The sequence below is a fragment of the Microtetraspora malaysiensis genome, assembly GCF_050947145.1.
Taxonomy (GTDB): Bacteria; Actinomycetota; Actinomycetes; order Streptosporangiales; family Streptosporangiaceae; genus Microtetraspora_A; species Microtetraspora_A malaysiensis.
Genome location: NZ_CP191998.1, coordinates 3,174,633 through 3,197,192, shown reverse-complemented (window position 1 = coordinate 3,197,192; position 22,560 = coordinate 3,174,633). Strand labels below are relative to the sequence as shown.

22 protein-coding genes are annotated in these 22,560 nt (G+C 71.8%); 11 read left to right on the top strand and 11 right to left on the bottom strand.

Annotated features, from left to right (window positions below):
* The gene (locus ACQP1V_RS15215) at positions 1-939 is read left to right on the top strand and encodes an aldo/keto reductase (RefSeq protein WP_433423224.1); all 939 of its coding nucleotides are present in this window, start codon (positions 1-3) and stop codon (positions 937-939) included.
* Positions 940-1,226: 287 nt separating this feature from the next.
* The gene (locus ACQP1V_RS15210) at positions 1,227-2,363 is read left to right on the top strand and encodes a hypothetical protein (RefSeq protein WP_433423222.1); all 1,137 of its coding nucleotides are present in this window, start codon (positions 1,227-1,229) and stop codon (positions 2,361-2,363) included.
* Positions 2,364-2,420: 57 nt separating this feature from the next.
* Here the strand turns inward: ACQP1V_RS15210 and fabI are convergent, their stop codons facing one another.
* Both fabI and ACQP1V_RS15200 read right to left on the bottom strand, forming a co-directional pair.
* The gene (gene fabI / locus ACQP1V_RS15205) at positions 2,421-3,185 is read right to left on the bottom strand and encodes an enoyl-ACP reductase FabI (RefSeq protein WP_387411048.1); all 765 of its coding nucleotides are present in this window, start codon (positions 3,183-3,185) and stop codon (positions 2,421-2,423) included.
* Positions 3,186-3,265: 80 nt separating this feature from the next.
* On the bottom strand, positions 3,266-3,970 hold the full coding sequence (locus ACQP1V_RS15200) for a beta-ketoacyl-ACP reductase (RefSeq protein ID WP_067131694.1): 705 nt from the start codon (positions 3,968-3,970) through the stop codon (positions 3,266-3,268).
* A gap of 77 nt (positions 3,971-4,047) precedes the next feature.
* Here ACQP1V_RS15200 and ACQP1V_RS15195 point away from each other — a divergent pair, with 77 nt between their 5' ends.
* On the top strand, positions 4,048-5,541 hold the full coding sequence (locus ACQP1V_RS15195) for a TldD/PmbA family protein (RefSeq protein ID WP_433423219.1): 1,494 nt from the start codon (positions 4,048-4,050) through the stop codon (positions 5,539-5,541).
* Between the two features lie 8 nt (positions 5,542-5,549).
* On the top strand, positions 5,550-6,920 hold the full coding sequence (locus ACQP1V_RS15190; protein WP_433425841.1) for a metallopeptidase TldD-related protein: 1,371 nt from the start codon (positions 5,550-5,552) through the stop codon (positions 6,918-6,920).
* Positions 6,921-6,966: 46 nt separating this feature from the next.
* Here ACQP1V_RS15190 and ACQP1V_RS15185 read toward each other — a convergent pair whose 3' ends face one another.
* The gene (locus tag ACQP1V_RS15185) at positions 6,967-7,179 is read right to left on the bottom strand and encodes a dodecin (RefSeq protein WP_067131683.1); all 213 of its coding nucleotides are present in this window, start codon (positions 7,177-7,179) and stop codon (positions 6,967-6,969) included.
* Positions 7,180-7,263: 84 nt separating this feature from the next.
* On the opposite strand from ACQP1V_RS15185, the gene ACQP1V_RS15180 reads away from it, so the two are divergent.
* Positions 7,264-7,575, top strand: a complete 312-nt coding sequence (locus ACQP1V_RS15180) for a DUF3099 domain-containing protein (RefSeq protein WP_067131680.1) — start codon at positions 7,264-7,266, stop codon at positions 7,573-7,575.
* Between the two features lie 282 nt (positions 7,576-7,857).
* On the opposite strand, the gene ACQP1V_RS15175 is transcribed toward ACQP1V_RS15180, so the two are convergent.
* The 4 genes from ACQP1V_RS15175 to ACQP1V_RS15160 form a co-directional block, all read right to left on the bottom strand.
* Positions 7,858-8,115, bottom strand: coding sequence for a DUF6457 domain-containing protein (locus ACQP1V_RS15175; protein WP_387411044.1), 258 nt, complete (start codon positions 8,113-8,115; stop codon positions 7,858-7,860).
* On the bottom strand, positions 8,112-8,708 hold the full coding sequence (gene mobA / locus ACQP1V_RS15170; protein ID WP_387411042.1) for a molybdenum cofactor guanylyltransferase: 597 nt from the start codon (positions 8,706-8,708) through the stop codon (positions 8,112-8,114). Before mobA ends, ACQP1V_RS15175 begins: the two co-directional genes overlap by 4 nt.
* A gap of 3 nt (positions 8,709-8,711) precedes the next feature.
* On the bottom strand, positions 8,712-9,701 hold the full coding sequence (moaA, locus tag ACQP1V_RS15165; RefSeq protein ID WP_433423214.1) for a GTP 3',8-cyclase MoaA: 990 nt from the start codon (positions 9,699-9,701) through the stop codon (positions 8,712-8,714).
* Positions 9,702-9,789: 88 nt separating this feature from the next.
* Entirely contained in the window at positions 9,790-10,647 is an 858-nt protein-coding gene (locus ACQP1V_RS15160; RefSeq protein ID WP_387411040.1) for a GNAT family N-acetyltransferase, read from the bottom strand.
* Between the two features lie 211 nt (positions 10,648-10,858).
* Here ACQP1V_RS15160 and ACQP1V_RS15155 point away from each other — a divergent pair, with 211 nt between their 5' ends.
* Entirely contained in the window at positions 10,859-11,914 is a 1,056-nt protein-coding gene (locus tag ACQP1V_RS15155) for a type III polyketide synthase (protein ID WP_433423211.1), read from the top strand.
* Positions 11,915-11,921: 7 nt separating this feature from the next.
* Complete coding sequence (locus ACQP1V_RS15150; RefSeq protein WP_433423208.1) at positions 11,922-12,440, top strand: isoprenylcysteine carboxyl methyltransferase family protein; 519 nt, start codon at positions 11,922-11,924, stop codon at positions 12,438-12,440.
* A 97-nt stretch (positions 12,441-12,537) separates the two neighbouring features.
* Here ACQP1V_RS15150 and ACQP1V_RS15145 read toward each other — a convergent pair whose 3' ends face one another.
* The 3 genes from ACQP1V_RS15145 to ACQP1V_RS15135 form a co-directional block, all read right to left on the bottom strand.
* Entirely contained in the window at positions 12,538-13,482 is a 945-nt protein-coding gene (locus tag ACQP1V_RS15145) for a hypothetical protein (protein WP_433423205.1), read from the bottom strand.
* Positions 13,483-13,616: 134 nt separating this feature from the next.
* Positions 13,617-14,450: a hypothetical protein gene (locus tag ACQP1V_RS15140; protein ID WP_433423203.1), complete on the bottom strand. Its 834-nt coding sequence runs from the start codon at positions 14,448-14,450 to the stop codon at positions 13,617-13,619.
* A 90-nt stretch (positions 14,451-14,540) separates the two neighbouring features.
* Entirely contained in the window at positions 14,541-16,367 is a 1,827-nt protein-coding gene (locus tag ACQP1V_RS15135) for an AMP-dependent synthetase/ligase (RefSeq protein ID WP_433423201.1), read from the bottom strand.
* Between the two features lie 178 nt (positions 16,368-16,545).
* Between ACQP1V_RS15135 and ACQP1V_RS15130 the strand changes: the two genes are divergently transcribed.
* Positions 16,546-18,015 carry a peptide MFS transporter gene (locus ACQP1V_RS15130; RefSeq protein ID WP_433423197.1) on the top strand — a complete coding sequence of 490 codons (1,470 nt, stop codon included), beginning with the start codon at positions 16,546-16,548 and terminating at the stop codon, positions 18,013-18,015.
* A 6-nt stretch (positions 18,016-18,021) separates the two neighbouring features.
* The gene (locus tag ACQP1V_RS15125; RefSeq protein ID WP_387411032.1) at positions 18,022-18,636 is read left to right on the top strand and encodes a trimeric intracellular cation channel family protein; all 615 of its coding nucleotides are present in this window, start codon (positions 18,022-18,024) and stop codon (positions 18,634-18,636) included.
* Here the strand turns inward: ACQP1V_RS15125 and ACQP1V_RS15120 are convergent.
* Positions 18,620-20,047, bottom strand: coding sequence for a PLP-dependent aminotransferase family protein (locus ACQP1V_RS15120; protein WP_433423193.1), 1,428 nt, complete (start codon positions 20,045-20,047; stop codon positions 18,620-18,622). The two genes, ACQP1V_RS15125 and ACQP1V_RS15120, sit on opposite strands and share 17 nt — an antisense overlap.
* Before the next feature lie 62 nt (positions 20,048-20,109).
* Between ACQP1V_RS15120 and ACQP1V_RS15115 the strand changes: the two genes are divergently transcribed.
* Positions 20,110-20,727, top strand: coding sequence for a YczE/YyaS/YitT family protein (locus tag ACQP1V_RS15115; protein ID WP_433423190.1), 618 nt, complete (start codon positions 20,110-20,112; stop codon positions 20,725-20,727).
* Positions 20,728-20,737: 10 nt separating this feature from the next.
* Positions 20,738-22,543, top strand: a complete 1,806-nt coding sequence (locus ACQP1V_RS15110; RefSeq protein WP_433423188.1) for a glycoside hydrolase family 15 protein — start codon at positions 20,738-20,740, stop codon at positions 22,541-22,543.
* Positions 22,544-22,560 lie beyond the last annotated feature (17 nt).

Below are 22,560 nucleotides of genomic sequence, written 5' to 3'. Positions count from 1 at the left end.
ATGGATCAGCGACTTGTCGGGCGCAGCGGTCTGTCGGTGTCCCGGTTGGGGCTCGGCACGATGACCTGGGCCCGCGACACCGGCGCCGAGGAGGCGACCGCCCAGATCACCGCGTTCGTCGAGGCCGGGGGCACGCTGATCGACACGGCCGACGTCTACGGCGGCGGCGACGCCGAGCTGCTGATCGGCCGCCTGCTCCGCGACGTGGTGCGGCGCGACGAGCTGGTGATCTCCACCAAGGCGGTGCTGACCCCCGGCGGACGGCCCGACGCCTCGCGCCGGCATCTCATCCGCGCACTCGACGCCTCCCTGTCGCGGCTGGGGCTGGATGACGTGGACCTGTGGCAGCTCCACGCCTTCGACCCCGACGTCCCCCTGGAGGAGACGCTCGCCGCCGTCGATCTCGCCGTCTCCACGGGGCGTACGGCCTACGCCGGCGTGTGCGACTACGCCGGCTGGCAGCTCGCCGCGGCGGCGGTGTGGCAGCGCGCGGCCGACTCCCGCGCCCCCATCGTCTGCGCCCAGGGGGAGTACTCCCTGCTCGCCCGGGACGCGGAGCAGGAGGTGCTCCCGGCCGCCGCGCACGTCGGCGCCGGCTTCCTGGCCTGGTCGCCGCTCGGCCGGGGCGTGCTGACCGGCAAGTACCGCACCGGCATCCCCGCGGACTCCCGCGCGGCGACGCCGCATTTCGCCGAGTTCGTCCGGCCATACCTGGATGAACGGTGCCGCAGGATCGTGGAATCGGTCGCTACGGCGGCCGACGGCCTCGGCGTGTCGCCGCTCTCGGTGGCTCTCGCGTGGATCCGGGACCGCCCGGGCGTGTCGGCCGCCGTGGTCGGCACGCGCACGCATGCCCAGCTTCTCGGGGTTCTCCAGGCCGAGGAGCTCACCCTCCCGCGGGAGATCCGCGAAGCCCTGGACGACGTCTCCGACTCCTGAGCCGCCCCGACGTCGGTCTCCGGCACCCCTGACGTAAAAACGAGAGTTCTTCTCGCGTATCACGCGTCGATACCGAATCGCAACTTTCGGCGAAAAATCGGGGCGCATGGGAAAAGAGTGGGAGTCGTAGGGCTCGTCCGGCACATGCCGCCCATCACGTTCACGCGACATTCCACGACATTCACCGTACGGCGACGGCGAGGTGTGGCCGGGTCGGGAGCGGCGGGGCGCCGGACACGTCCGACGAGCGGGGAAACGACGAATCCGGATTTCGGGAAGGGGAGCATATGGAGATCGGACGTCACACCTCCGCGATCTCTGCGGGGGCGCTGGCGGTTGCCCTCAGCGTGGGAGTCCCCCTGCTGGCGGCCGAGCCGGCGCAGGCGGCCGACTGCACGGGCAGCGGGATCCTGTCCGGCGTGACCAACGGACTTTGCTCGGTGGTCCACGGCGTGACCGGCACGCTGGACGCGGCGACCGGCGGCGCGACGTCAGGGCTCAGCGGCGTGGTCGACACGGCGGTCGGTGGTGTGACGGGCACGGTGAACGGCACGGTCAACGGCGTGACCGGCACGTTGAGCACAACCGTGGGCGGAGTGGCCGACACGGTGGGCGGCCTCGGCGGCGGTGGCGGGCTCGGCGATACGGTCGGCGGCCTGACCAACACCCTCGGAGGCACCGTCGGCGGCGTGACCAACACCCTCGGGGACACCGTCGGCGGGGTCACGGACACGCTGAACGGCACGGTCAAGGGACTCGGTGACGCGCTGGGCGCCCAGAGCGGCACGGGCGGCACGGGTGCTTCGGCCGGCTCAGGATCGTCCGGAGGCGGTGTCGGCGGCGCGGTCGGCGGAGTCGTAGGGGGCGCGGTGGGCGCCGTCGACGACGTCGTGCGGGGCGCGGCGGACCTGACCGGCGGGCTGACCCAGACGGAGACGGAGAAGGACGGCTGCCTCCCAGGGGCCCCCGGCGGCGCCTGCGGCGACACGGGGGGCGGTACGGCCAAGCCGTCCGGCGAGGACGCGGCGGACAAGACCAAGGCGGGCATGGTGCGCGGCGAGGCCGGGAACGACATCCTCCCGACCGAACCCATCCGCCCCCCGGAGAGCCGGCCGAACCTGATCGACGAGGGGCGGACCATCCGCCCGGTCGACCTCTCGGTGGACCCGGACGACGTCGGCATCCCGCTGCTGTGGCCGGGGCAGTACGTCCCGGGGCTGTCCACCCACATGAAGGGCGCGGCGATCCCGGCGCGACGGTCGCAGAACGGCATGGAGACGGCGCTGACCGCGGCACTGCTGCTGTCGGCGGTGCTCGCCACCCGCGTGGTGTCGGCGCGCCGCGCCCGCGCGAACGTGCCCGAGTCGATGCCCCTCGAGGGCATCCGGCTCAGCGGCTCGCCGGGCCGCCACCGCATGGCCTGAGCGCCGGTCATCGGCGACCGACGGCGCCGCCGCACGATGAGTGCGGCGGCGGCCGGGTCAGGCTCCGATCGCGTGGACGCCGCCGTCGACGTGCACGATCTCCCCGGTGGTGGCGGGGAACCAGTCGGAGAGCAGGGCGAGGCAGGCCCGGGCCGCGGGCTCGGTGTCGGTCAGGTCCCAGCCGAGGGGCGCCTTGTCCGGCCAGCTCTCCTCGAACTCCTGGAAGCCGGGGATGCTCTTGGCGGCCATGGTGCGCAGCGGCCCGGCGGCGACCAGGTTGACCCGGATGCCGTGCTTGCCGAGGTCGCGCGCGAGATAACGGGAGCAGGACTCCAGCCCCGCCTTGGCCACACCCATCCAGTCGTAGACCGGCCACGCCTTGGTGGCGTCGAAGTCGAGGCCGACGACCGCGCCGCCGTCCTTCATCAACGGCAGGCACGCGACGGCGAGCGACTTGAACGAGTAGGTGGAGACGTGGAGGGCGGTCGCCACGTCCTCCCAGCTCGTGTTGAGGAAGTTCCCGCCCAGGCACGTCTGCGGGGCGAAGCCGATGGAGTGGACGACGCCGTCCAGGCCGTCCAGGTGCTCGCCCACGCGGTCGGCGAGCGTGTCGAGGTGCTCGGTGTTCTGCACGTCCAGCTCGATCACCGGCGGCGGCTCAGGCAGCCGCTTGGCGATGCGCTCGACCAGGCTGAGGCGGCCGAAGCCGGTCAGCACGACGCTCGCGCCCTCCTCCTGCGCGAGCTTCGCCACGCTGAAGGCGATCGAGGAGTCGGTGAGGACGCCGGTGACCAGCAGCCTCTTGCCGTCCAGCAGACCCATGTGTCAGCTCCAGTTCCCGGTGGCCCTCGGCCACCCGTTCTCGTCCGTGCCGGAATGCCTTCCGGGTTGCTTCCAGGAGGTCAGTGGCCCATTCCGAGGCCACCGTCCACGGGGATGACCGCGCCGGTTACGTAGGAGGCGTCGTCGCTCGCCAGGAACCTGACGACCTTCGCGATCTCGTCCGCGCTCGCCTGGCGGCCGAGCGGGATGCTCTTGCGGATCGCCTCCTGCTGGGCCTCGTCGAGCACGGCGGTCATGTCGGTCTCGACGAAGCCGGGCGCGACGACGTTGACCGTGATGCCGCGCGAGGCCAGCTCCCTGGCCAGCGACCGGCCGAACCCGATCAGCCCGGCCTTGGAGGCGGCGTAGTTGGTCTGGCCGGCCGACCCGAGCATGGCGACGACCGAGGAGATCAGCACGATCCTGCCGCGCTTGAGCCGCAACATCGGCCGCACCGCCCGCTTGGCTACGCGGTACGCGCCGGTGAGGTTCGTGTCGATGACGTCGGTGAAGGCCTCTTCCTTCATCAACGGCAGCAGCGTGTCCTTGGTGATGCCGGCGTTGGCGACCACGACCTCCACCGGGCCGTGCTCGGCCTCGGCCTTCTCGAAGGCGGCGTCCACGTCCGCCGTGTTGGTCACGTCGCAGCGGACGCCGAAGAGGCCCTGCGGGGGCTCACCGGAGCGGTAGGTGACGGCGACGGCATCGCCGGCGGCGGCGAGTTCGCGGGCGATGGCGAGACCGATGCCGCGGTTGCCGCCGGTGACGAGAACAGAACGAGCCATGCACGGGACGCTATCGCTTACTGCCGGGTAACCCACTTGTCCGCAGGGCACAAGATCACACGGTTAGGATCGTGGACATGCGCCAGATCGATCCCGATTTCCTCGCCCTGCCGCTCAGGCGGCTGGCGGACGCGGCCCTGCAGCGCGCCCGTGACCTGGGCGCCGAGCACGCGGCGTTCCGCCTGGAGCGGGTGCGCTCGGAGACCCTCCGCCTGTTCGACGCCCGGCTCGAGGGTTCCATGGACGCCGACGACCTCGGCTTCGCCGTACGAGTGATCAAGGATGGCACCTGGGGCTTCGCCTCCGGCGTCGAGTTGACGCCCGAGGCCGCCGTTCGCGCCGCCGAGGAGGCGGTGCGGGTCGCCGAGGTCAGCGCGCCCATCAACCGCGAGGCGATCGAGCTCGCGCCCGAGCCCGTCCACGCCGACGTCACCTGGGTCTCCGCGTACGACGTGGACCCGTTCGACGTGCCGTTGCGCGACAAGGTCGAGCTGCTCGGCGGCTGGTCGGCCGGTCTGCTGGGCCGGGTCGACCACGTCTCCGCCTCGCTGATGCAGGTCAAGGAGCAGAAGTTCTACGCCGACACGGCGGGGACGGTGACCACGCAGCAGCGGGTGCGGCTGCATCCGGTGCTGACCGCGATGCGCACCGACGGCGACCGGTTCGACGACATGCGCACCCTGGCGCCCCCGGTCGGCCGCGGCTTCGAATACCTGACCGGCACCGGCTGGGACTTCCCGGCCGAGCTGGCCGAGATCCCCGACCTGCTGACCGAGAAGCTCAAGGCGCCCTCGGTCGAGGCGGGCTCGTACGATCTGGTGGTCGACCCGTCCAACCTGTGGCTGACCATCCACGAGTCGATCGGCCACGCCACCGAGCTGGACCGCGCGCTCGGCTACGAGGCGGCGTACGCGGGCACCTCGTTCGCCACCTTCGACCAGCTGGGCACCCTGAAGTACGGCTCGCCGGTGATGAACGTGGTGGGCGACCGCACCGCCGAGCACGGCCTGTCCACGGTCGGCTGGGACGACGAGGGCGTCGAGGGGCAGTCGTTCGACATCGTGCGCGACGGCGTCCTGGTGGGCTACCAGCTCGACCGGCGGATGGCCCTGCTGAAGGGCTTCGGGCGCTCCAACGGGTGCGCGTTCGCCGACTCCCCCGGTCACGTGCCGATGCAGCGGATGGCCAACGTGTCCCTCCAGCCGGCCGAGGGCGGCCCCTCCACCGAGGAGCTGATCTCCCGGGTGGAGCGCGGGATCTACATCCTCGGTGACAAGAGCTGGTCGATTGACATGCAGCGGTACAACTTCCAGTTCACCGGCCAGCGCTTCTACAAGATCGAGAACGGCCGGCTGGCCGGGCAGCTCCGCGACGTGGCCTACCAGGCGACCACGACCGACTTCTGGCGCTCCATGGAGGCCGTCGGTGGCCCGGGGACGTACGTCCTCGGCGGCGCCTTCAACTGCGGCAAGGGCCAGCCGGGGCAGGTGGCGCCGGTCAGCCACGGCACGCCGTCGGCGCTGTTCCGGGGCGTGCGGATCCTCAACACGGTGCAGGAGGGCGGCAAGTGAGCGAGCGCATGGGCACTCCCCAGGAGACGGTCGAGCGGGCCCTCGCGCTCAGCCGCGCCGACGACTGCGTGGTGATCGTGGAGGAGGGGTCCACGGCGAACCTGCGGTTCGCCGGCAACACCCTCACCACCAACGGGGTCGCGCGGTCCTCACGGCTGACGGTGATCTCGATCGTGGGGCAGGGCGTGGGCGTGGTGTCCCGGGCCGCGGTGCGTCCCGACCAGCTCGCCGACGTGGTGGCCGCGGCCGACCAGGCCGCGCGGGACGCCCAGCCGTCGGAGGACGCCCGGTCGCTTCCCGGCGGCGACTCCCTCGGTGACTGGAACCGGGCGGTCGAGCCGACGACCATCGAGATCTTCCGCGACTTCGCGCCCGCGCTGGGCGAGTCGTTCGCGGCGGCCGAGGCTTCCGGCAGGAAGCTGTACGGCTTCGCCGAGCACATCCTGGCCTCCACCTTCGTCGGGACGTCGTCCGGGCTGCGCGCCCGGCACGACCAGCCCACCGGACGGCTGGAGCTCAACGCGAAGTCGGCGGACCTGTCCCGGTCGGCGTGGACCGGCGTGGCGACCCGCGACTTCTCCGACGTGGACGTCGCGGCGCTCGACGCCACGCTCGCCCGGCGGCTCGACTGGGCCAAGCGCCGGGTGGACGTCCCGGCCGGGCGGTACGAGACGATCCTGCCGCCGACCGCGGTCGCCGACCTGATGATCTACCTCTACTGGTCGTCCGGGGCGAGGGACGCGGCCGACGGCCGTACGGTCTTCTCGAAGCCGGGCGGCGGCACGCGGGTCGGGGAGCGCCTCTCGGACCTCCCCGTACGGCTCTACAGTGATCCGGCGCACCCGGGCATCGAGTGCTCGCCGTTCGTCCTCGCGCACGCCTCCGGCCGGGAGCAGTCGGTCTTCGACAACGGCCTGGGCCTCGGCGCCACGGACTGGATCTCCGGGGGACGGCTGGCCAACCTGGTGCAGACCCGGCACTCCGCCGAGCTGACCGGGCTCGCGGCCACCCCGTCGATCGACAACCTGATCATGACGGGGCCGGACGGCGGCCGCTCGCTGGAGGAGATGATCGCCGGCACGGAGCGCGGGCTGCTGCTCACCTGCCTGTGGTACATCCGCGAGGTGGACCCGCAGTCGCTGCTGCTCACCGGTCTGACCAGGGACGGCGTCTACCTCGTCGAGAACGGCGAGGTGGTCGGGGAGGTCAACAACTTCCGGTTCAACGAGTCACCGGTCGATCTGCTCGGCCGGCTGTCCGAGGTCGGGCGGAGCGAGCAGACGCTGCCGCGCGAGTGGAACGACTACTTCACCCGCACCGTCATGCCGGCGATCAGGGTGCCCGACTTCAACATGTCCACGGTCAGCCAGGCGAACTGACCCCGAGGTCTTGTCGAGGCGCGGCCGTTCCCGTGACGGCCGCGCCTCAGGCGTCTTCGAGGCGGAAACCGACCTTCAGCCCGACCTGGATGTGGGCCACTTCGCCGTCCTCGATGTAGCCGCGCACCTCGGTCACCTCGAACCAGTCGAGGTGACGCAGAGTCTCGGCGGCGCGCCGGATGCCGTTGCGGATGGCCCGGTCGACGCTCTCCCCCGAAGTGCCCACTATTTCGGTCACCCGATAGGTTCGGTCCGACATGACGTCCTCCCTCTCGCTCGGACTCATGCTCGTATCGCTGCGGCGCTTTCGCGCCCCCACCATGCGGGGTCTACCGTGGAGTTTGTGAAGCTTTTGGGCCGGAACCGGACAGTGCACAAGGTTACGGACGCCAGGCCCTCGCTGTCGGCGGACATCCGGCGCCGCGAGATCAGCTACGTGATCAAGATGTCCATTCGTCTCGTGTGCCTCGTGCTCGCCGTCGCCGTGCCGGCGCCGTGGCCGGTGCGGGCGCTGCTCGTCGCGGGGGCCGTGGTTTTGCCATACGTTGCCGTGATCGGGGCCAATGAGCGAGGGAAAGGTCAACCGTCGCCCATGGAAACCGTGGAATCTAACCAAAACGAGATACCACGGCATCGACGCGAGATCGGGTCGTGACAAAGTCTTGACGCAACCCATGGGTTGTAGGTGTACAGTTTAGCCAAGCGCTCTGGTCCCCCGTCGGAGCGCTGGTGCCGGCGTTCCGGGCCCCCGTCGGAACGCCGATGAAGCGGCGCCGGGTGGTTTGCCCCCGTAACCACCCGGCGCTGCCCTTCTTTTTTCTCGAATTTCGCCTTAATTCGAACAAATTACCGCTTTTATGCGAACGCCATCGTTTCACAGCGTGTCGCGATATATCCGCAACCTTCGGACAGGCACTACGGGATCACGGATCCGTGGTCAGGCGTCCTTGCGGGTTTCGGTCGTCGCCTGCTCCCAGTTGCGGGCCATGGCGGAGAGACGCTCCAGCGCGTCTTCGGGGGCGGTGCCCGCTCCCTGGGCCAGCCCGAGCAGGTAGGCGGTGAGCGGCGCGGCGGGCCGGGCCACGCCGTGGGCCACATCACGGGTCAGGTCGAGCACCGCCTCGCGGTCCACCCTCGCGGGATCGACGCCCAGTTCGCGGCAGACCAGGGCGGTCCATTCCTCCAGCACGTTCACGCGGTCTCCTCGTTCGTCCCTCGAGTCCGGCGCGCCCGGTCGAGATCGTCCATAGTGTCGCAGTCGAACCAGGGGGCCCGCCCGCCCGCCTCCGCGGCGAGGCGGACGGTCACCGGTTCGAGCGGGCCGAGCACCCCGCGCAGCGAGCGGCCGCCGTACCGGGCGAGCGCCTCGCGGAGCGCCCGCGTCCGCCACACGCCGGTCAGCCACTGCTCGGCGCCCTCGTCGTCGATCAGCACGGCGCCCGCGGCGCCCGCCTCCCGCGCCGCGGCCCGCAGCGCCGTCACGTGATCCGCGGACAGGAAGGGCAGATCGGCGGCGAGCAGCGCGATCTCATCGGCCGTGACGAGGGCGAGCCCGGCCCGCAGCGCCGGCACCGGGCCGGATCCGGGCGGCTCCTCCCGGGTGTGCACGGCCCGCTCCAGCCCGCGCCCGGGACGCGGGGGGCCGACGACGACGAGGGTCCGCGCGCCGGGAACGGCCGCGGCGACCCGCTCGATCAGGGACCGTCCCGCTACCGGCTCCGCCGGCTTGTCCCGTCCCCCCAGCCGCCGCGCGTGCCCGCCGGCCAGGATCACCGCGTCGTACGGCACAACCTAGCCTCCGATGGCCGACATGGGCCGGGCCGGCTGGAGGAAGGACGGGTCGTCGATGCCGTGACCGGCCTTCTTCCGGCCAACGGCGCTGATCCAGCGGGCGGCGAGGTCGTCGTCGGACGCCCCGGAGCGCAGGGCAGTACGGAGATCGGACTCCTCCGTGGCGAACAGGCAGTTGCGGATCTGGCCGTCGGCGGTGAGCCGGACGCGGTCGCACGCTCCGCAGAACGGACGGGTGACCGAGCCGATCACGCCCACCCGCGCCGGGCCGCCGTTCACGAGGAAGAGCTCCGCGGGCGCGCTGCCGCGATCGCGCGGATCGTCCCCCACCAGGTCGAAGGAGGCCTTGAGCCGGCCGAGGATCTCGTCGGCGGTGATCATGTTCTCGCGGCGCCAGCCGTGCTGGGCGTCGAGCGGCATCTGCTCGATGAAGCGCAGCTCGTACCCGTGGTCGAGGCTGAAACGCAGCAGCGGGACCGCCTCGTGCTCGTTGACGCCCCGCATCAGCACCGCATTGATCTTTACGGGGGTGAGCCCGGCCCGGTGGGCCGCGGCCAGCCCGTCGAGGACGTCGGGCAGGCGGTCGCGGTGCGCGAGGCGGAGGAACACGGCCGGGTCCAGGGTGTCGAGCGACACGTTGATCCGGTCCAGCCCGGCCTCCGCCAGCGGGGCGGCGAGCCTGGCGAGGCCGATGCCGTTCGTGGTCAGCATGATCTGGGGGCGCGGGCGCAGCCGTGCGGTCGCGGCGACGATCTCCACCAGCTCCCGGCGGAGCAGCGGCTCGCCCCCGGTGTAGCGCACCTCGGTGATGCCGAGCCGCTCCACGCCGATCGTGACGAGGCGGACGATCTCCTCGGCGGTGAGCAGGTCGGGCTTGGGAAGCCAGTCCAGCCCTTCGGGCGGCATGCAGTACGAGCACCGCAGGTTGCATCGGTCGGTCAGTGAGACGCGCAAGTCGGTCGCGACCCGGCCGAATGAGTCAACCAGCAAGGGGGACCTCCCGGACGTTCGGAGACCTCAAGCCTATGGCCTGTCGCCTCTCCGCCCACACCTCTCCGCCCGCACCGTCGGCCCCGCGTCAGGCGAGGGCGGGTGAGGGAACGCTGCGGCGCGGGTCGAGGAGGCTGGGGTCGGTGGCCATGAAGACGTCCATGGAGTCGCTGTGCCATCCCGCGGCGAGCAGGGGGCGGGTCGCCACGTGGGGCGCGGGCAGGCAGACCGTGGCCCGGCCGCCGGGCGGGTCCAGCGTCGCGAGCACGGCGACGACCGCGTCCCTGACCGCGTTGGCGCCCGCCGCGGGGTCCGCGGCCATGTGGGTGACACCGTACTCGGGCTCGGCGCCGCCCACGGCGGCGGCGGCGACCACCACGCCGTCACGGGAGACGAGGAGCGCCCGTCCGCCGGGACGGGCCACCCAGGCGGTGTGGTCGGCGGCCCGGTCCACGCCGGTCCACTCCAGTTCCAGCGCGGCGACCTCGCCGGGACCGGTCTCCGAGACGGTCCAGCCGCGCGGGAGGCGAAGGGCGCGCACGTCGCCGCCCAGGTAGAGGAGCGGCCACCAGGCGTCCAGGCCGGACCTCGTGTACAGCGGCAGCGCGTGCGCGTGCAGGCTGCTGAACGTCATGCGCCGGGGGGTGTCCTGCCAGAGGGCCCTGAGCATCGCGTTCCCCGCTCCGCGGCCGTGGGATCGGGGGTCGACGAACAGGTCGCAGAGCATCGTCACCGCGTCCGGCCCGTCGCCGATCCTGCGGGTCGCGCCGAACCCGGTCACCGTGCCGTTCTGCTCGGCGACGACCACCCGGCCGTGGGCCAGCAGGTGACCGACGTACGCCGGATCGGCTCCGGTCCACTCCTCTCCCTGGCCGGTGGCCAGGGCCACCGCCGCGATGGCGTCGAGGTCCTCGAGGGTTGCGCCCCTTATGTACGTGTTTGTCACGGCCATACTGTGCCACAGCTCTCAGCCTGGAAGCCCTCCCCCGGAAGGGCGCGAAATAGTGACGCGATCTCTCCCGGAGCGGCTCCGCCCCCTCTTTCCGCGCCCCGCGGGCCTTGGACCCGGCCCGGTGCGGCCGGATCCCAGGCATGACGCCCATCAAACCGGGCAAATAGTGATAAATGGCACATATCTCCCGCCTTAGGGGGTTTCGATGCCGCGAATCACCGCCGTCGAGTGCGTCCTCCCCCCGAACCGGTACGCCCAGGAGGAGATCACCGACCGGCTGGCGGAGCTGTGCCCGATCCCGGAGGACGTCCGCCCCCTCCTCGACCGGCTGCACACGAGCGCCCGCGTCCGTGAGCGCCACCTCGTGCTGCCGATCGAGAAGTACGCCAAACTCGACGGATTCGGCGCGGCGAACGAGGTCTACGTCGACGCCGCGGTCGATCTGGGGGCGGAGGCGGTCGCCGCCGCGCTCGAGGCGGCCGGCCTGGAAGGCTCCGACGTGGACCTGATCATCGTCGCCTCCACCACCGGAGTGGCCGCGCCCTCGCTGGACGCCAGGATGGCCGGGCGGCTCGGGCTGCGCCCCGACGTCAAGCGGCTCCCGGTCTTCGGCCTCGGCTGCGTCGCCGGAGCGGCCGGGATCGCACGGCTGCACGACTACCTGCGCGGCGCGCCTGGCGAGGTCGCCGTACTGCTCGCGGTGGAGCTCTGCTCCCTCACCCTGCAACGCGAGGACAGCTCGATCGCGAACCTGATCGCGAGCGGCCTCTTCGGGGACGGCGCCGCCGCCGTCGTGGCGTGCGGCGACGAGCGGGCCTGCTCCGGCCCCGCCGTAGTGGCCACGCGCAGCCGCCTCTATCCCGAATCCGAAGGGGTGATGGGCTGGGACGTGCGCGACAGCGGCTTCCAGGTGGTGCTGGACGTGCGCATCCCCGAGCTGGTACGCGAGCACCTGGCCGACGACATGCGCGAGTTCCTGGCCGACCAGGGGCTGACGACGAAGGACGTGACGGCCTGGGTCTGCCACCCCGGCGGCCCGAAGGTGCTCCAGGCCGTCGCCGCCGCCCTCGACCTGCCCGAGGGCGCGCTGGACGTGACCTGGCGCTCACTCGCCCAGGCGGGGAACCTCTCCTCCGCCTCGGTGCTGTTCGTGCTGCGGGACACGATGGCGTCACCGCAGCCGCCGCCTCCGGGCACGCCGGGCGTCCTGCTCGCGATGGGCCCCGGCTTCTGCTCCGAACTCGTCCTGCTCCGCTGGTAGGGACACCGTGAGCTGGTACGCCCTGCTCGTCCTCGCGGTGGCGGCGGAACGCGTCGCCGAGCTGGTCGTGGCCCGGCGCAACACCCGGTGGAGCCTGGCCCGGGGTGGTGTGGTCAGCGGGCGCGGCCACTACCCGGCGCTGGTGGCGCTGCACACCGGGCTGCTCGTCTCCTGTCTGGTCGAGGTGCGCCTGGCCGGTCGGCCGTTCGTCCCGGCGCTCGGCCTGTCCATGCTCGCCCTGGTCCTCGCCGCGCAGGGGCTGCGCTGGTGGTGCGTCGCCACGCTCGGCCCCCGATGGAACACCCGCGTGATCGTGGTGCCGGGGATGCCGCCGGTGCGGCGCGGGCCGTACCGGCTGGGTCGGCTGCGCCATCCCAACTATGTGGCCGTGGCGGTGGAGGGCATGGCGCTGCCGCTGGTGCACTCCGCGTGGCTGACGGCGATCGGGTTCACCGTGCTCAACGCGGCCCTGATGGCGGTCCGGATCAGGTGCGAGGACGCCGCCCTCGCGGCCGCGGCCCAGTGAAGAACGGCTCCGGAGAAGAGAAGACGGAAGGCCCGGCTCCCATGAGGGAGCCGGGCCGAGTCGTGGCGGCGCCGGTACGCGCCGTCAGGTCCTCCGTTCAGCGGTGGCCCCAACCGCGGCCGACGACCTTGACGTACGCGGACGCCTCGGAGCCCTTCAGCCGGCGGTCGCCGTCGAAGCGCACGGCCCAGGTGCCGGACTGGGTGGCCCGGACCTTGGTCGCGAAGCGGCCGGAGCCGTCGGTCTCGGCGGTCTGGACGTACTTCCAGCGCCGGGAGCCCTGGGGCTGGAAGTAGACGTCGACGTCCTTGCCACCGAGCCAGTGCCAGTCGTGCCAGTAACCCCGGCCCTCGCGGCAGTCGTCGCCCCGGCCCCAGCGGCCGGTGTAGTCGTCCCAGTCGTAGTACCAGTCGCTGTAGCACTGCGCGACATCAAGCCTGCCCTGCAGGTTGAGCCGGTTCCCCTTCCGAACCGGCTTCGGGGAGGCGGTGAAGTCGTTGATGCGGGTGGCCTTCGGCCCCTGCGGCGCGGGCGGACGCTGCCAGTCGTCGTGCTTCACGGAGATGGTCCGGTCGGCGGTGATGACCTTGCCGTCGTAGCCGAACGCCTCGACGTGGACCGTCCAGGTGCCCGTCTTGTGGCTCCAGTCGAAGTCCCAGGACTGCGACTTCGTGTCCCACTTGGGCCCGCGCAGCCGCTCCGGGTTGTCGTCCTTGCGCGCCCCCCAGTGGCCGTGGCCGCCGCCGTGGCCGCCGCCCCGGGGCTCCACGACGTCGATCGTGACGTCCTTGACGTCCTTGGTCCGGACGGTCGCGGTGACGCGGACCGAGCCGTGCCGGCGGACGACGACCGTGCCGGGGTTGACGTCGACCGACACGATCCGGGAGTCGGCCCGGTAGAAGGAGGCATCGGGCGTCTGGGAGACCTGCGGGCTCGGGCTGCGGGAGTCGTCCGGTGCGTCAGCGAAGGCCGGCGTGGCCGTCGCGAGCGCCGTGGCGCCCATGACGGCCACCGCCAGAGTGGCGGTGATGCGTTTCACCATGAGGGTTCTTTCCTCTCCCCGTTTGTGAACGCGCCCCGGCACGGGGCGCGCTTACGTCAAGAGACGTGTAAAGGAAGAGAAAAGTTGCCCCTAAAACATCACAAATTCGCAACTAGCCTTCTAAAAGGGTGATATCAGCCTGAGGCGACACCGGTGTCCGAACCGTAGTGCGCGGTCCCCCCGAACTCGACCTGCCAGGTGCCCCCGGTCCTGACCGGCGCCCGGCTCTCGAACCAGCCGTCCTTGTTCGTGACGGCGGTCCCCATGTTCTTCCAGTCGGCCGCGCCCGACTCGCGGAATCGGATCGTGACCTCCTGCCCGGCGAACGGCCGGTAGTCGACCTGGCCCTTCGGGTCGACCCGCATGAGGGTCCCGGTGACGCGCGTGCCGTCGCCGCCGCGGTTCACGTTGATGCCTTCGAACCGCGTCGACCGGCGGAGGTAGAAGGTCGTGTAGCTGTTGACGGTGGCGCCGTTCGCGCCCTTGGCGGTGGCGACCACGGTCCACTGGCCGCTCGGGTACCAGCGGGACAGCCCCACCTCAGGTTGGAACCTCCACTTCTCCCACCCGGTGGACCGTCCGGCGCCCTGGCCGCCCTGGGTGGACCGCGTGGCCGAGACAGAGACGGAGCCGGTGCTCCCGTCGATGAGCGGGCGCACCGGGGCGGCCCCGGGCCGGGGCGGGACGACGGCCGGGGCGGCGCCCGGGGACTGTCCGGTGGAGGCGGCCGGCGGCGGGCCGGGCTCGACCTTGACGGTGACCGCGCGGTCGCCGCGCGTCCCGCGCGTGACCACGTCGACCACCAGCTTCTCTGATCCCGACGGGCCGACGACCGGGTCGCCCGGCTGCACGGTGACGGATCGGATGGCCAGCTCGTCGTCGGCCAACGCCGGTGTCTGCGCCGCCCCGAGGGCGGCCAGCGGGACGGCGGCCGCGACGGCCGCCCTGGCGATTAGACGTCTGCTCATGGCCGAAGACCGTAGGCAGGCCCGGGTAATGCCCCCGGGGTGGAAAACCACCCCGGATGGCAAAACGTCACCCGATCCGGCTCGTCCGGCTCACTCGTACAGCGTGGCGATCAGGTCGGCGTACTTCGCGTGGATGACCCGCCGTTTGAGCTTCAGGCTTGGCGTGAGCTCCTCGGTCTCCGGCGTCCACTCGACGGGCAGCAGCCGCCACCTCTTCACCTGCTGCACCCGGGCCAGTTTGGCGTTCGCCGTGTCGACGGCGGTCTCGACCGCCTTCAGCACGTCGGGGTGCCCGGCCAGCTCGGCGAGGTCGTCGAACTCGATGCCGCGCGCCCGCGCCCATCCCGGGGCCACCTCGGCGTCCAGGGTCAGGATCGCCACCGGGTACGGCCGGCGGTCGCCGTACGCGAGGGCCTGCCCGATCAGGGGGTGCGCCTTGAGCGTGTTCTCGATGTTGGCCGGCGAGATGTTCTCGCCGCCCGCGGTGATGATCAGCTCCTTCTTGCGGTCCACGATCCGGACGAAGCCGTCCGCGTCGATGGAGCCGACGTCGCCGGTGCGCAGCCAGCCGTCCGCGTCGAAGAGCCCCTCGTCCGGCCGGTTGAGGTAGCCGCCGGTGTTGAGCGGGCCGCGGGTGAGGATCTCGCCGTCCTCGGCGATCCGCACCTCGACGCCCGGCTCGGCCCGGCCGACCGAACCCAGCTTGTACGCCGCGGGGGTGTTGGCGGTGAACGCGCCGGTCGTCTCGGTCATGCCGTACACGTCGATGACCTTCATGCCGAGGCCGGCGAAGAAGCGCTGTACCTCGGCCGGCAGGGGCGCGGCGGCGGTGGCGAGCCAGTTCGCCCGGTCGAAGCCGATCAGCGACCTGATGGACGACAGCAGCGCGGCGTCCGCCCGGTCGTAGGCGGCCTGGATCTCCGGCGTGACGGACGAGCCGTACTGGCCGGCCTCGACGTAGGCGAGCCCGGCGGTCATGGCCGCGCGGACCTGCTCCTGCCGCTCCTCCGGCTGGGTGGCGAGCAGCGCCTGGAGCCGGGCGGCCATCTTCTCCCAGACGCGCGGCACGCCGAAGAACATCACCGGCCTGACCTGGGCGAGCGTCGGGGCCAGGTTCGCCAGGTCGGTGCAGAAGTGGACATGGGAGACCTTGAAGAGCGGCAGGTAGAGGCTGAGCACACGCTCGGCGATGTGGGCGTAGGTCAGGTAGGAGATCTGCGCACCCAAGGACGGCAGGTTCGTCATCCTGTCGGTGGCTACGGCCTCGTAGGCCAGGTTCGCGTGGGTGAGGGGGACGCCCTTCGGGTCACCGGTGGTGCCGGAGGTGTACAGGACGGTCGCCACGTCGCCGGGGCGGACCGCCCGCCAGCGCGACTCGACGGCCTCCGGGTCGGCCGCCAGCCGCGCCGCCCCGAGGGCGAGGAAGTCGTCCCAGCTCAGGAAGCGGTCGTCGCGAGGAGGCGTCCCGTCGAGCACGACGACCTTCTCCAGCAGGGGCAGCCGCGACAGGATCGGCTCCCACCGGACCAGCTCGGCGGAGCCGACGACGGCCACCCTGGCCTCGACGTCACGGGCGATGTACGCCACCTGGTCGGCGGTGAAGGTGCTGTAGACCGAGCAGGCGAACGCGCCCGCGTGGACCGCCCCGAGGTCGGCCAGGACGTGCTCGCTGCGGTTGACCATCATCAGGGCGACCGCGTCGCCGGGGCCGACGCCCAGCGCGGCGTACGCGGCGGCGATCTCCAGGACCCGCCGCCGTGCCTCGGCGTAGCTCAGCGTACGCCAGCCGCCTTCCACGGGATCGGAGTAGGCGGGGGCGTCGGGATGTTCGGCGGCGGTCCGCCTCAGCTGTGCACAGATCGTCAGGCCCGCGATCTCGCTTTCGATCGCGGCGCGCTCCTCAAGGACCCCGGGCATCGCGCCTCCAAGTGCGTGGAGTCTTGGACGAGTGGCATGCATCGCACCACATCGGACGGGCAGCGACAAGACCCACTTCTCTCGACGTTTCGCGCTTGCTCGCAGCACGACGGGGCAGACATCGGTAATACCCGCCGGGGGCGGTTCGGGGGTGGTCCTGGGCGTGTGGGAACAGGGCATGGAGTCGCAGACGGGGGCGCGTGAGCGGACGTTCTTCGGGCATCCGCGCGGCCTGGCGACGTTGTTCGGCACCGAGATGTGGGAGCGCTTCAGCTATTACGGGATGCGCGCGATCCTCGTGCTGTTCCTCACCGCTTCCCCGGCCCGCGGCGGGATGGGACTGCCCGGGGTGACCGCGATCGGCGTCTACGGCGTCTACATCGCCTCGGTCTACCTGCTCGCCCTGGCCGGCGGCTGGCTCTCCGATCGGGTCTTCGGCGCGCGCCGGGCCGTGCTGTACGGCGGGAGCGTCATCATGGCCGGGCACGTGAGCATGGCCGTACCGTCCGGGGGCGGGTTCGTGTGGCTCGGCCTCATCCTGATCGCGCTGGGCAGCGGCATGATGAAACCGAACATCTCGGCGATGGTCGGCGACCTCTACCGGCACGAGGACGACGCCCGGCGCGACTCGGGCTACTCGGTGTTCTACATGGGAGTCAACGTCGGGGCGTTCGCCGGGATCCAGGTGGTGCCGTGGCTCCAGCGGGGCGACCGCTGGCACCTCGCGTTCGCCGCGGCGGCGGTCGGCATGGCCTTCGGGCTCCTGCAGTACGTGCTGGGCAAGCGGCATCTGAAGGGCGCGGGCGAGCACGCGGAGCACCGGCTGACCCCGGAGGAGCGCGCCCGGTTCGTCCGGGTCGCGCTGCCCTCGGGCTGCGCGGCGGTCGCGGCGATGGTCCTGTGGGCGATCACCGGCACCCTCAACCTCGACCGGTTCACCATCGTGCTGACCGTGGTGTCCGCCGCGGTGCCCGCGGCGTATTTCGCCTTCCTGTTCCTGGGCTCGCACGAGATCACGCCGCGGGAGCGGACCCGGCTGGTCGCGTACTTGTGGCTGTTCATCGCGGCCGCGATCTTCTGGATGATCTACGACCAGGCGGGCGGGGCGCTCACGCTCTTCGCCCAGCATCAGACCGACCTGAACGTCCTCGGCTTCGAGATCCCGGCCGGGTGGGTGTCCAACGTCAACTCGCTCGTGATCATCATCCTGGCGCCGGTGTTCGCGGAGATCTGGATCAAGGCGGGCGACCGGTTCGGCACACCGCTCAAGTTCGCGGCCGCGCTCGTGCTGGTCGGCCTCAGCTTCGTGGTGATGGCCCTGGCGGCGGACGCGGCGTCCGGCGGGACCAAGGTGTCGATCATGTGGCTGATCTCGGTGTACCTCGTGCAGACGCTCGGCGAGCTGTTCATCAGCCCAGTGGGGCTGTCGGTCACCAACAAGCTCGCCCCGCAGGCGTTCGTCAACCAGATGATGGGCGTCTGGTTCCTCGCGGTCGCCCTGGGCGACTCCATCGGCGGCCAGGCGTACCGGCTCACCCGCGTGGTGCCGATGCCGTGGTATTTCCTGATCCTCGCCATCTTCGCGGTGATTGCGGGCCTCGTCATGCTGGCCTGCGCTCGGAGGCTCTCCCGGCTTATGGGAGACTGAGCAGACGTGAACCACGTGCTCGACCTCGCCGGAATCTTTGTCTTCGCCCTGTCCGGCGCGCTTGAAGGCGTCCGCAAACGGCTCGACGTTGTCGGCATGGCGGTCCTGGCCTTCTTCACCGCCGTCGGCGGCGGCATCATGCGCGACCTGTTCATCGGCGTGCCGCCCGCCGCGTTCCGCGACACCGGATATCTCCTGGTGCCGATCGCGGCCACCGTCGTGGCGTTCTTCTGGCATTCACGGGTCGAGCGGGCCATGCCGGGCGTGCTGGTGTTCGACGCGGCGGGCCTCGGCCTGTTCTGCGCGGTCGGGACGGCCAAGGCGCTGCACTCCGGCATGGCCCCCTTGCACGCCGTGTTCCTCGGCGTCTGCACGGCGGTCGGGGGCGGCGTCATCCGCGACGTCCTGTCGGGCGAGATGCCGACCCTGCTCTACGACCGCCAGCTCTACGCCCTGCCCGCGATGCTCGGCGCGACCGCGATGGCCGTGCTGTACACGGCGGGCGTGCGTGGGTTCGTCGCCACCCTGTCCTCGGCCGTGCTCGCCTTCACGTTCCGCATCCTCGCCATGCGGTACGGCTGGCGCGCGCCCCTGGCGTGGGGCGTCAGAGGGTCGGTGTGAGCGGCTCGGCCGGGCGGTAGCCGTACGAGCCGGTGCCGGCGGCGATGCGGTGGACCGCGTCGGTGAGGACGTCGGGCGGCTGGGTGAACGGGATCCTGACGTAGTGTTCGAGCGTCCCGTCCACGCCGAACCACGGGCCGGGCGCGATCCGCACGCCCCGCGCCGCGGCCGCGTCCGCGAGCGGGGTGGCAACCGGCGCGTCCAGCCTGATCCACAGTGAACCGCCTCCGGGCGGCGGCGTGAACGTCCACGAGGGCAGCTCCGCGTGCAACGCCGCGACGAGCGCCGCTCGTGAGGCGCGCAGCGAGCGGCACCGGTCGGCGCGGGTCTCCTCCAGGCGGTCGAACAGGTGGGTCACCGCGAGCTGCTCGACGATCGCGCCCGAGATGTCCACGGACGCCCGGAAGAGGGCGAGCCTGCGGACCAGCGCGGCGGTGGTGCGGATCCAGCCCACGCGCAGGCCACCCCACCAGAGCTTGGACGCGGAGCCGATGCTGATCACCCGGCCGTCGGTGTCGAAGGAGGCGAGCGGCCTGCGGGGGCCGACGTCGTCGAGCGCCAGCTCGGCCCAGGTCTCGTCGGCCAGCAGGATGGCATCGTTACGGCGTGCGGCGGCCACCAGCGCGGCCCGGTCCTCGTCCCCCATCAGGTGGCCGGTGGGGTTGTGGAAGTCCGGGATGACGTACGCGAGCCGGGCGGCCGACTGCCGGAGCGCGCACTCCAGCAGGTCGAGGTGCCAGCCGTCCTCCTGGATGCCGACCGGGACGAGCCGGGCGCCGCGCAGCCGCGCGACGTCGATGGCGTGCGAGAAGGTGGGCGACTCCACCAGCACCGGGTCCTGCGGGCCGACGAGCAGCGACATGACGAGGTGGATGGCGTGCTGGGCGCCCGCGGTGATCATGATCTGCTCGGGGCGGGTGGCGACGCCGCGCTCGCGGTACCTGCGGGCGACGGCCTCCCGCAGCGGCGCGACCCCGATCGGGTCGTACCCCATGCCCAGCGCGTACCGGTGGTAGGCCTCGGCCGCCGCCGCGATGGCGTCCCCGAGGTACGGCGTGGCGGGCGGCGCGGCGCAGTGCAGCGGCAGCCGGCCCTCGTCGTCGGACACGACCCAGGGGCCCTCGACGCCGAGCGCGGCGGGGTCGGGCAGCGCGGTCCAGCTTCCGGCCCCCTGGCGGCTCTCCAGGTAGCCCTGCTCCCGCAACCGGTCGTAGGCGGTGGTGACGGTGGTGCGGCTGACGCCCAGCTCCTCGGCGAGGTGCCGCTCGGCGGGCAGTCGCACGCGTACGGCGAGGCGGCCGTCGAGGATCAGTGACCGCACCGACTCGGCGAGTGCCTTGTAGTAGGGCCGCGTCTCGGCCGGGACCTGGACAAGGCGGGCCAGTTGCCGCGCACTAAGATATCGGTCCATAAAGCCAATTGTCCTGATTGGCCCTTTATTTGCAAGTCAATGGCCCGGACCATGGGACCACTATGAGCGAACTCTCACTGCCCCGTGCCGGGTCGCTGCCCGCGCGGCTCCTGCGGCTGTACGTCGGGCTGGCCGGCTACGGCGCCGGGATCGGCCTGCTGGTCCACTCCGGGCTCGGCCTCGACCCCTGGGAGGTGTTCCACCAGGGGATGTCCATCCGCACCGGCTGGTCGATGGGCCTGTGCATCAACCTCGTCGGCGCCCTCGTGCTGCTGCTGTGGATCCCGCTGCGCCAGCGCCCCGGCCTCGGCACGATCAGCAACGTGCTGGTGGTCGGGACCTGCGCCGACGCCACCATGGCGCTGGTGCCCGCGCCGTCCTTCTGGGTGGTGAAGTGGGCGTTCCTGCTCGGCGGCATCGTCTGCATCGCCGCCGCGTCCGGCCTCTACATCGGCGCCGGCTTCGGGCCGGGGCCGCGCGACGGGCTGATGACCGGGCTGCACCGCCTCGGCCTGTCCATCCGCGTGGCCAGGACCCTGGTGGAGCTGACCGTGCTCGCCGTGGGCTGGCTCCTGGGCGGCACCGTCGGCGTCGGGACGATCGTCTTCGCTCTCGCGATCGGGCCCACGACCCAGTTCTTCATGAAAGCTCTGCGCGCCGATCCTTCCCGTACGTATTAGCGTGATCCGCATGCGGATCGAGGACTACGCGCTCATCGGCGACATGCAGTCCGCCGCCCTCGTGGGGCGGAACGGCTCGATCGACTGGCTCTGCCTCCCCAGGTTCGACTCCCCCGCCTGCTTCGCCGCCCTCCTCGGCGACGCGTCCAACGGCCGCTGGAAGCTCGCCCCCGCGAGCGCCTTCGGCGCGAACGGCCCGGGCGGCCGAGGCGGCGGGGGCGAACCGGAGCCCATGGCCACCCGGCGGTCCTACCGGGACGAGACACTGATCCTGGAGACCGTGTGGGAGACGCCGACCGGCGCGGTCAAGGTGATCGACTTCATGCCGCCCCGGCAGTCCAACCCCGACCTGGTCCGGATCGTCGAGGGCCTGTCGGGCAGCGTCGAGATGGCCACCGATATCCGCATCCGCTTCGACTACGGCCGGATCGTGCCCTGGGTGCGCCGCGTGGACGGCCAACTGCTGGCCGTCGGCGGACCTGACGCGGTGTGGCTGCACTCCGCCGTCCCGCTGAAGGGCGGCGACTACCACCACACCGGGACCTTCACCGTCTCGGCCGGGGACCGGGTGCCGTTCGTGTTCACCTGGCACCCGTCCCACCTGGACGGCCCCGAGCGCATCGACGCGTTCGAGCAGTTGACGGAGACCGAGCAGCTCTGGAAGGAGTGGGTCTCCGCCTGCGACTACAAGGGCCGCTGGCGCGAGGCGGTGGTCCGCTCGCTGATCACCCTCAAGGCGCTGACCTACTCTCCGACCGGCGGCATCGTCGCCGCCCCCACGACCTCGCTGCCGGAGGACTTCGGCGGCGTGCGCAACTGGGACTACCGCTACTGCTGGCTGCGCGACGCCACGATGACCCTCGACGCCCTCGTCGGCACCGGCTATCTCGACGAGGCCCGCGCGTGGCGCGAGTGGCTGCTGCGCGCCATCGCCGGCCGCGCCGAGGACCTGCAGATCATGTACGGCGTGGCCGGCGAGCGGCGGCTGCCCGAGATGACGCTCGACTGGCTCGCGGGCTACGAGGAGTCCCGCCCGGTCCGCATCGGCAACGGCGCGGCGAGCCAGCTCCAGCTCGACGTCTACGGCGAGGTGGTCAACTCCCTGTACGTCGCCCGCCGCGGGGGGCTGCCGCCCAACGGCCACGCCTGGTCGCTGGTGCGCAAGCTGATGGACTTCCTGGAGAGCGGATGGGAGGAGCCGGACGAGGGCCTGTGGGAGGTCCGCGGCCCCCGGCGGCACTTCGTCCACTCCAAGGTCATGGCGTGGGTGGCCGCCGACCGCGCCGTCCGCCTGGTCCGCGAGCTGGAGCGCACCGGCCCGATCGAGCGCTGGACGGCGCTGCGCGACCGCATCCACGCCGAGGTGTGCCACAAGGGCTACGACTCCGAGCGCGGCACCTTCACCCAGTCGTACGGCTCACGCGAGCTGGACGCGGCGCTGCTGATGATCCCGATCGTCGGCTTCCTCCCACCGCAGGACCCGCGGGTGCGCTCCACGATCGAGGCGATCGAGCGCGAGCTGATGGCGGACGGCTTCGTCCTGCGCTATCCGACCGCCGAGGACAACCCGGTGGACGGCCTGCCGGGCGGCGAGGGCGCGTTCCTCGCCTGCAGCTTCTGGCTGGCCGAGGCCCGGGCGATGGTGGGCCGCAGGAGGGAGGCGGTCGAGCTGTTCGAGCGGCTGCTGTCCCTGCGCAACGACGTCGGCCTGCTCGCCGAGGAGTACGACCCGCGCCGGGGCCGGCTGGCGGGCAACTTCCCGCAGGCGTTCAGCCACGTGCCGCTGATCCACACCGCGCAGGCCCTCAGCCTCTGACCCCGACCCAGGCCCCG

What these genes read in the sequence shown, in the direction of transcription:
- ACQP1V_RS15215 (WP_433423224.1), top strand. Translation starts at nt 1, where the DNA reads ATGGATCAGCGACTTGTCGGGCGCAGCGGTCTGTCGGTGTCCCGGTTG.
- ACQP1V_RS15210 (WP_433423222.1), top strand. Translation starts at nt 1,227, where the DNA reads ATGGAGATCGGACGTCACACCTCCGCGATCTCTGCGGGGGCGCTGGCG.
- fabI (WP_387411048.1), bottom strand. Translation starts at nt 3,185, where the DNA reads ATGGGTCTGCTGGACGGCAAGAGGCTGCTGGTCACCGGCGTCCTCACC.
- ACQP1V_RS15200 (WP_067131694.1), bottom strand. Translation starts at nt 3,970, where the DNA reads ATGGCTCGTTCTGTTCTCGTCACCGGCGGCAACCGCGGCATCGGTCTC.
- ACQP1V_RS15195 (WP_433423219.1), top strand. Translation starts at nt 4,048, where the DNA reads ATGCGCCAGATCGATCCCGATTTCCTCGCCCTGCCGCTCAGGCGGCTG.
- ACQP1V_RS15190 (WP_433425841.1), top strand. Translation starts at nt 5,550, where the DNA reads ATGGGCACTCCCCAGGAGACGGTCGAGCGGGCCCTCGCGCTCAGCCGC.
- ACQP1V_RS15185 (WP_067131683.1), bottom strand. Translation starts at nt 7,179, where the DNA reads ATGTCGGACCGAACCTATCGGGTGACCGAAATAGTGGGCACTTCGGGG.
- ACQP1V_RS15155 (WP_433423211.1), top strand. Translation starts at nt 10,859, where the DNA reads ATGCCGCGAATCACCGCCGTCGAGTGCGTCCTCCCCCCGAACCGGTAC.
- ACQP1V_RS15145 (WP_433423205.1), bottom strand. Translation starts at nt 13,482, where the DNA reads ATGGTGAAACGCATCACCGCCACTCTGGCGGTGGCCGTCATGGGCGCC.
- ACQP1V_RS15140 (WP_433423203.1), bottom strand. Translation starts at nt 14,450, where the DNA reads ATGAGCAGACGTCTAATCGCCAGGGCGGCCGTCGCGGCCGCCGTCCCG.
- ACQP1V_RS15135 (WP_433423201.1), bottom strand. Translation starts at nt 16,367, where the DNA reads ATGCCCGGGGTCCTTGAGGAGCGCGCCGCGATCGAAAGCGAGATCGCG.
- ACQP1V_RS15130 (WP_433423197.1), top strand. Translation starts at nt 16,546, where the DNA reads ATGGAGTCGCAGACGGGGGCGCGTGAGCGGACGTTCTTCGGGCATCCG.
- ACQP1V_RS15120 (WP_433423193.1), bottom strand. Translation starts at nt 20,047, where the DNA reads ATGGACCGATATCTTAGTGCGCGGCAACTGGCCCGCCTTGTCCAGGTC.
- ACQP1V_RS15115 (WP_433423190.1), top strand. Translation starts at nt 20,110, where the DNA reads ATGAGCGAACTCTCACTGCCCCGTGCCGGGTCGCTGCCCGCGCGGCTC.
- ACQP1V_RS15110 (WP_433423188.1), top strand. Translation starts at nt 20,738, where the DNA reads ATGCGGATCGAGGACTACGCGCTCATCGGCGACATGCAGTCCGCCGCC.